General features: G+C 70.8%; 8 protein-coding genes. 7 read left to right on the top strand and 1 reads right to left on the bottom strand.

What is annotated here, in order from left to right:
• Both infB and rbfA read left to right on the top strand, forming a co-directional pair.
• The coding region (gene infB, locus AC3A46_RS16860; protein WP_487666235.1) for a translation initiation factor IF-2 at positions 1–2,049 on the top strand (2,049 nt) is incomplete at its 5' end.
• 113 nt (positions 2,050–2,162) lie between these two features.
• Positions 2,163–2,597 carry a 30S ribosome-binding factor RbfA gene (gene rbfA, locus AC3A46_RS16855; RefSeq protein ID WP_045296353.1) on the top strand — a complete coding sequence of 145 codons (435 nt, stop codon included), beginning with the start codon at positions 2,163–2,165 and terminating at the stop codon, positions 2,595–2,597.
• Between the two features lie 74 nt (positions 2,598–2,671).
• On the opposite strand, the gene AC3A46_RS16850 is transcribed toward rbfA, so the two are convergent.
• Entirely contained in the window at positions 2,672–3,538 is an 867-nt protein-coding gene (locus tag AC3A46_RS16850) for an HhH-GPD family protein (RefSeq protein WP_487666234.1), read from the bottom strand.
• Between the two features lie 152 nt (positions 3,539–3,690).
• Here AC3A46_RS16850 and AC3A46_RS16845 point away from each other — a divergent pair, with 152 nt between their 5' ends.
• From AC3A46_RS16845 to AC3A46_RS16825, 5 genes are read left to right on the top strand one after another with little or no spacing between them, the layout of a single operon-like run.
• Positions 3,691–4,371 (top strand): nucleoside/nucleotide kinase family protein, encoded by a 681-nt coding sequence (locus tag AC3A46_RS16845; RefSeq protein WP_487666233.1) that lies wholly within the window; start codon positions 3,691–3,693, stop codon positions 4,369–4,371.
• Positions 4,371–5,276, top strand: coding sequence for a tRNA pseudouridine(55) synthase TruB (gene truB / locus AC3A46_RS16840; protein ID WP_487666232.1), 906 nt, complete (start codon positions 4,371–4,373; stop codon positions 5,274–5,276). The genes AC3A46_RS16845 and truB overlap by 1 nt, the downstream gene beginning before the upstream one ends.
• The gene (locus tag AC3A46_RS16835) at positions 5,273–5,641 is read left to right on the top strand and encodes a hypothetical protein (RefSeq protein ID WP_487666231.1); all 369 of its coding nucleotides are present in this window, start codon (positions 5,273–5,275) and stop codon (positions 5,639–5,641) included. The genes truB and AC3A46_RS16835 overlap by 4 nt, the downstream gene beginning before the upstream one ends.
• A gap of 50 nt (positions 5,642–5,691) precedes the next feature.
• Positions 5,692–6,138 (top strand): hypothetical protein, encoded by a 447-nt coding sequence (locus AC3A46_RS16830; protein ID WP_487666230.1) that lies wholly within the window; start codon positions 5,692–5,694, stop codon positions 6,136–6,138.
• Complete coding sequence (locus tag AC3A46_RS16825; protein WP_487666229.1) at positions 6,135–7,106, top strand: bifunctional riboflavin kinase/FAD synthetase; 972 nt, start codon at positions 6,135–6,137, stop codon at positions 7,104–7,106. The genes AC3A46_RS16830 and AC3A46_RS16825 overlap by 4 nt, the downstream gene beginning before the upstream one ends.
• Positions 7,107–7,137 lie beyond the last annotated feature (31 nt).

Here is a 7,137-nt window from a genome sequence, read left to right as displayed (position 1 = left end):
GGCGGCTTCCAGCGTCCCGGCGCGCCCGGTGCGGGCGCACCCGGCGGCTTCGCCGGTCGTCCCGGTGGCGGCGGCGGTCGTGGCCGTGGTCCCGGCGGTGGCACCGCAGGTGCCTTCGGCAAGGGCGGCGGCAAGTCGAAGCAGCGCAAGTCGCGTCGGGCGAAGCGCCAAGAGTTCGAGATGCGGTCGGCGCCGGTCGTCGGCGGCGTCAATGTCTCGAAGGGCAACGGCGAGATCATCCGCCTGCGTCGCGGCGCATCGATCGCCGACTTCGCCGACAAGCTCGAGGCGCTGCGCGGCTACACCGTGCAGCCCGGCACGCTCGTCACCATCCTCTTCAACCTGGGTGAGATGGCGACCGCGACCGAGTCGCTCGACGAGGCCACCTTCGAGGTCCTCGGCGCCGAGCTCGGCTACAAGATCCAGATGGTCTCGCCCGAGGACGAGGACAAGGAGCTCCTCGAGGGCTTCGGTCTCGACCTCGAGGCCGAGCTGGAGGCGGAGAACGAGGAAGACCTCGAGATCCGGCCTCCGGTCGTGACCGTCATGGGTCACGTCGACCACGGTAAGACGCGACTGCTCGACGCCATCCGCCAGACCAACGTGGTCGCGGGCGAGGCCGGCGGCATCACGCAGCACATCGGCGCCTATCAGGTCTGGACCGAGCACGAGGGCATCGAGCGCGCGATCACCTTCATCGACACCCCGGGTCACGAGGCGTTCACCGCCATGCGTGCCCGTGGTGCGCAGGTGACCGACCTGGCGATCCTCGTGGTCGCGGCCGACGACGGCATCATGCCGCAGACGGTCGAGGCTCTGAACCACGCCCAGGCGGCGAACGTGCCGATCGTGGTCGCGGTCAACAAGGTCGACAAGCCCGACGCCAACCCGGCCAAGGTGCGCCAGCAGCTCACCGAGTACGGTCTGGTCGCCGAGGAGTACGGCGGCGACGTGATGTTCGTGGATGTGTCGGCCCGCCAGGGCACCGGCATCCAGGAGCTCCTCGACGCGGTGCTGCTGACCGCCGATGCGGGTCTGGACCTCACGGCCAACCCGAACAAGGACGCGCGCGGTGTCGCGATCGAGGCCAAGCTCGACAAGGGGCGCGGATCGGTGGCCACGGTGCTCATCCAGTCCGGAACGCTCCGCGTCGGCGACGCGATCGTCGCGGGAACGGCGTACGGCCGTGTCCGGGCGATGGCGGACGAGAACGGCGACCCGGTCCTCGAGGCCTACCCCTCGCGTCCGGTGCAGGTGCAGGGTCTCAACTCGGTGCCGCGAGCCGGCGACACGTTCATCGTGACCGAGGAGGACCGCACCGCGCGTCAGATCGCCGAGAAGCGCGAGGCCGCCGAGCGCAACGCCCAGCTGGCCAAGGCCCGCAAGCGCATCTCGCTCGAGGACTTCACCCGTGCACTCGAAGAGGGCAAGGTCGAGTCGCTCAACCTCATCATCAAGGGCGACGTGTCGGGTGCCGTCGAGGCGCTCGAGGAGTCGCTCCTCAAGATCGAGGTCGACGATTCGGTGCAGCTGCGCATCATCCACCGCGGTGTCGGTGCGATCACCGAGTCCGACATCAACCTCGCGACGATCGACAACGCGATCGTCATCGGCTTCAACGTCCGTCCCGACACGAAGGCGCGCGAGCGCGCCGCCCGCGAGGGTGTGGATGTCCGGTTCTACTCGGTCATCTACAACGCGATCGACGACGTCGAGCAGTCGCTCAAGGGCCTGCTCAAGCCGGAGTACGAAGAGGTCCAGTCGGGTGTGGCCGAGATCCGCGAGGTGTTCCGCTCCTCGAAGTTCGGCAACATCGCCGGTGTCATCGTCCGCTCGGGAACGATCACGCGCAACGCCAAGGCGCGCGTCATCCGCGACGGCGTCGTGCTGGCCGACGGCCTGGCGATCGAGTCGCTGCGCCGCTTCAAGGACGACGTCACCGAGGTCCGCACGGACTTCGAGTGCGGTATCGGCCTCGGCAAGTACAACGACATCCAGGTGGGCGACGAGATCGAGACCACCGAGATGGTCGAGAAGCCCCGCGCGTAAGAGCAATTCCGGTCGTTGAGCGAGCAGCGAAGCGACGAGACGAAACGCCCTGACGATGTTCAGGGCGTTTCGACTCGCTTCGCTCGCTCGACGGCCGGGGACAAGGAGCAATCATGTCTTCGGAACGTCAGGCCCGTCTGGGCGACCGCATCCGCGTGATCCTGGCCGAGAGGCTCGAGAAGGGTCTGCGCGACCCGCGCCTGGGCTTCGTCACCATCACCGACGTCCGCGTCACGGGTGACCTGCAGCACGCGTCGGTGTTCTACACCGTCCTCGGCTCCGCCGAGGAGCGGGAGGATTCCGCCAAGGCGCTCAAGGCGGCGACCGGGATGCTGCGCTCCGAGGTGGGCAAGCACCTCAACGTGCGCCTCACCCCGTCGCTCGAGTTCATCCCCGATGCGATCCCCGAGAACGCCGGCCACATCGCCGACCTGCTCCGTGAGGCGCAGGAGCGGGATGCCGCGGTCGCGGGCCTCGCGGCCTCGGCCACGTACGCCGGGGACGCCGACCCGTACCTCAAGCCGCGCGAACTCGACGAAGACGAGTAAGCGCACCGCTTCGCAGCCGGAACGCCGCGACCGACTTCCTCGGTCGCGGCGTTCCGCGTAGGCGGGGAGGTCCGTCAGACGGGGAGGCGCAGCATCCCGTCGGATGCCTCGGCCAGACCGTCCGCGATGAGCGAGTCGATGGCGCGATCGCGCTGCAGCGCGTCGGGCCAGTCCGGCACGACGTCGGTCAGCCGTACCGCGTGGGTTGCAGCATCCCTCAGCGTCCTCAGCACCGCGCCCCGCGCCTGCCGGTCACTGCCCTCGTACCGCGCCTGCTTGCGGCGCTCGTCGCCGGTGTCGGGCCGGCCGGCGGCGAGCCAGGCGCAGCGGTCGCTGAGGGGGCACACGTCGCACCGCGGGACGCGCGCGGTGCAGACCGTCGCACCGAGCTCCATCGCCGCCGCGTTCACGGCGGCGGCTGTGGTGAGGTCCGGCGGCAGGATCTCCTCCATCGCCGTGAGGTCGCGGCGCGACGGCGGCCCCGGCTGCGACCGGCCGTCGACGGCGCGCGCGAGCACCCTTCGCGTGTTCGTGTCGACGACGGGATGCCGGTCGCCGTACGCGAAGACCGCCACGGCCCGAGCGGTGTAGTCGCCGATGCCGGTCAGCGCGAGCAGCGCGTCCACGTCGCGCGGCACGACGCCGTCGTGCCGGTCGCGGATCTCGACCGCCGCACGGTGCAGCCACAGCGCCCGCCGCGGGTACCCCAGATTGGCCCACTCACGCACCGCGTCGGCGGGGGCGGCCGCGGCCAGATCTCCCGGCGTCGGCCATCGCGTGAGCCACGCCTCGAGATGGGGGATGACGCGGTTCACCGGCGTCTGCTGCAGCATGAACTCGCTCACGAGCACGCCCCACGCCCCGAATCCGGGCCGCCGCCACGGCAGGTCGCGCGCGTTCCGGCGGTACCACTCGACCAGGGGAGCGGCGAGGTCGGGCATGCCTTCCAGCCTAAGTGGCACCGCACGAGCGGCCGGCTGGTGCGGGTGAGGAAGGGGTGGGTGGCGGCGCCGGGCGCAGGCGTCCTCGCCCGTGCAGATCTCCTCGGATCTGCGGGCAGGGGGCGCCCTGCGCCGCGCCGTAGGCTGGAGGCATGCGCTTGCCCGTCACTCCGACAACGACGCTGTGGCGCGAGCTGCGCGACCGCGTGCGGCGGCGCTTTCCCGCCGGCCGCGTGATCGTGGCGATCGACGGGCTCGACGGTGCGGGCAAGACGGTGTTCGCCGACGGTCTGGCCGAGGTCTTCGCCGAAACCGGCGACGTCGTGTTCCGCGCGGGGATCGACGGCTTCCATCGTCCCCGGGCCGAGCGGTACCTGCGCGGGCGACGCAGCCCGGAGGGCTTCTACCGGGACTCGTACGACTACGCCACGTTCCGCCGCGTGCTCATCGACCCGTTCCGCGACGGCGCACAGACCGCCGGCACGACCGGTTTCCAGCTCACCGCGTTCGACGTCGCGCGCGACGCGCCGGTCGAGTCGCAGTGGGTCACCGCTCCGCTGGACGCGGTGCTCGTCGTCGACGGGATCTTCCTCAACCGTCCAGAACTGCAGGACCTCTGGGACTGGTCGGTGTGGCTCGAGGTCCCCGTCGACGTCGCCTACGCCCGCATGGCGCTCCGGGACGACTCCGATCCCGACCCCGATGCCCCCTCGAACGCACGTTACCGGCAGGGACAGGAGATCTACCTGAACGAGGCACACCCGCGCGACGCCGCATCCGTCATCGTCGACAACGCCGACCTCGCACACCCCCGGATCGTGGGGCGCAGCTGATGGCGGCACCCGGAATCCTGCTGGTCGACAAGCCCAGAGGCATCACCTCGCACGACGTCGTCGCGCGCGCGCGACGCGCACTCGGCACGCGCAAGATCGGCCATGCCGGCACGCTCGACCCGATGGCGACGGGCCTGCTCGTCCTCGGCGTCGAGGGCGCGACCCGCCTGCTGACCTTCGTGGTCGGGCTCGACAAGACGTACGAGGCGACCATCCGGCTCGGCGTCGCGACCGACACCGACGACGCCGATGGCCAGACGGTGTCGACGACGGATGCCTCGTCCCTCGACTCCGCCGGCATCGCCGCCTGCATCGCCGCACTGACCGGCCGCATCTCGCAGGTCCCCAGCACCTATTCGGCGATCAAGGTCGACGGACGCCGCGCCTACGATCTCGCTCGGTCGGGGGAGGACGTGCAGCTCAAAGCCCGCGAGGTCACCGTGTCGCGGTTCGACGTGCTCGCGGAGCGCCGCCCTTCGACAGGCTCAGGGGCCGGGGCCGTCGTCGACCTCGACGTCGTCGTGGGCTGCTCGAGCGGCACCTACATCCGCTCGCTCGCGCGCGACCTCGGCGCCGCCCTCGGCGTGGGCGGCCATCTCACGGCGCTGCGCCGCACCCGCATCGGCCCCTTCGACGTCGCGGAGGCCGCTCACGTCGACGCGCTGGCCGACGCCGCGCTGCTCGGCCCCGCGGCCGCGGCCACCGCTGTGCTCGGCGGGTTCGACGTCACCGCGGAGGAGGCGCGCGACCTCCGCCACGGCAAGCGACTGCTGGGCGCGGCCGAGCGGCTGCCTGCGAACCCGACCGCAGCGATCGATCCGGAGGGGGTGCTCGTCGGCATCGTCGAGCGCCGCGGCGCCGACGTGAAGAGCGCGATGAACATGCCCGAGGAGGCCGCCCGATGATCCTGTGGTTCACGATCGCGCAGGTCGCCGTCGCCGTCGCTGCCGGGCTGTTCTGCGTGATCGCCGGCCTCGCCGGTCGTCGGCCCAGCGACTGGACGGTCGGCTCGCTGGCGCTCGTCGAGCTGCTGCTGCTGGTGCAGGTCGTGATCGCGATCGTCGCGCCGCTCACGGGCAACCCGCCGTCGGGGAGCCTGCTCGAGTTCTGGGTGTATCTCGTGTCGGCGGTGCTGCTGCCGTTCGCCGCGGTCGCGTGGGCGCTCCTCGAGCGCAGCCGCTGGAGCACGGTGATCATGGGCATCGCCGCCCTGTCGATCGCGGTCATGGTGTGGCGCATGTACGTCATCTGGACGGTCCAGGCGGCCTGAGAAGCCTGAGAGGCCGCGACCTCGGCGACAAGAACTAAACTCGTCTGGTTATGTCGACCACTCCCGCTCGCCCCCGCATGACCGGCATCGGCCGCGTGCTTGTGATCGTCTACGCGATCATGGCCCTCGGCGCCACCGGCCGGTCCTTCGTTCAGATCGTCGAGCGTTTCGACGAAGCACCGGTCGCCTACACGCTGTCGGCGCTCTCCGCGGTCGTCTACATCGTCGCGACGCTCGCGCTGATCTTCGCCGGCCGCCGCGGTTGGTATGTCGTGGCGTGGGTGGCGATCGTGTTCGAGCTCGTCGGAGTACTGGTCATCGGAACGCTGAGCCTCGTCATGCCGGAGCTCTTCGCCCACCCGACGGTGTGGTCGTGGTTCGGCATGGGCTACCTGTTCGTCCCGCTCGTGCTGCCGTTCCTCGGCATCTGGTGGCTCGCGACGCACCACCCCGCCGCTGCGGCGCAGACCCCCGCTCCCGCGGCGGTCGCATCGTGATCGTCTTCCGCGATCCGAGTGAGGTGCCCGCGGGCTTCGGCCCCTCCGTCGTCGCGATCGGCAAGTTCGACGGCGTGCACTCGGGGCATCGCGCGGTCATCGACCGGGCGCGGGTGGATGCTGCGGCCTCCGGCGCCCGCGTCGTCGCGGTGACGTTCGACCGCAACCCGCTGGCGCTCCTGCGCCCCGAGATCTGCCCCGACAGCCTGGTGGGCGTGGAGCAGAAGCTCCGTCTGCTGGCCGACGCCGGCGTCGACGCGACGCTCATGCTCACGTTCGATCGCGCGCTCGCGGACTTGAGTGCCCGCGAGTTCGTCGAGCACGTGCTCGTCGGCGCGCTCGGCGTGCGGATCGTGATGGTCGGCGCGGACTTCCGATTCGGCCGGGGCGGCGCCGGAAACCCCGAGCTGCTGCGCGAACTCGGACCTGAGTTCGGCTTCGAGGTCGACGTCGTCGACGACGTGCGCGCCATCGACGCCGGCCGCCGCGTGTCCTCGACATGGGTGCGCGAGCTGCTCGACGCCGGCGATGTCGCCGACGCGACGCGTCTGCTCGGCCGCCCTCACTCCGTGCGCGGCGAAGTCGTCCACGGTCTCAAGCGCGGGCGTGAGCTGGGCTTCCCGACCGCGAACCTCTCGGCCGACCTCGAGGGCTTCGTGCCCGCCGAGGGCGTCTACGCGGGATGGCTGGTGGACGAGGGGATGCCTCGAGATGGAGCATCCGAGCCGCGCAGCAGCGTGCGGTACCCGGCAGCGATCAGCATCGGAACCAACCCCACCTTCGACGACGTGACGGTCCGCCAGGTCGAGGCCTACGTGCTCGACGAGACCGACCTCGACCTCTACGGACACGTCGTCGAGATCGAGTTCGTGTCGCGGGTCCGGGGGATGGTCGCGTTCGAGGGGATCGAGCCGCTCATCGCGCAGATGGGCGACGACATCGTGCGGGTCCGGCGCCAGCTGGCCTGACGCGCCGGGCCGCGGCATCCGTCCGCTCTCG

It is taken from the genome of Microbacterium sp. Soil_C_42, assembly GCF_057656735.1.
This window is presented reverse-complemented; position numbering and strand designations above follow the sequence as displayed.